This window comes from Variovorax sp. P2_H12 (assembly GCF_056403395.1).
The window spans coordinates 1-465 of sequence record NZ_JBFUFO010000185.1; the positions used below are offsets into that span (position 1 = coordinate 1).

General features: G+C 67.5%; 1 protein-coding gene. It reads right to left on the bottom strand.

The genetic code is table 11. From position 1 onward, the window contains the following. Window positions 1-210 (bottom strand): hypothetical protein (locus AC1DYK_RS35740; protein WP_478170576.1); only part of this gene is annotated, 210 nt, incomplete at its 3' end. Window positions 211-465: the final 255 nt, after the last annotated feature.

Below are 465 nucleotides of genomic sequence, written 5' to 3' on the forward strand. Positions count from 1 at the left end.
GTTCCATGCTGGGCCTGGGCTGCCCCATCGGTAATCCGGAATTTGACCTAGATTCCGCACGGGGTGGTGCCGTTCTTCCTCGGTAACTTGACGCGGTACGCCGGCAGGCGTCATGACAGTCATGCGGCTCAGTGCCGCCGGCGTCACCGTGGTGCGGGGACCGACAAGCAGGGTTGCCGCTTCACCGCGTGCCGTCATGAAGAGGATCACGTAACAGGGCGGGTCCTGGGACTGTCCGGCGGTCCCGCCCCGTGCGCCGGTGCCGATGCCATGGGCTTCGTCATCAAGTGGTCCTCAACCCGGGCCAGTTGTGGCGCACGCGTACTCAGGCGCAGACGGGCGATATCTGCCGGAGGGCTTTCCGGCTGGGCTCGCCGGCGTTGGGGAAACAACGGCCGTGCGGCGAACCGCCGGAAAGCTGCGCCACCGGTCGGGTCCGGGTGTCCCGCAGTGGCTGCCTTCAGC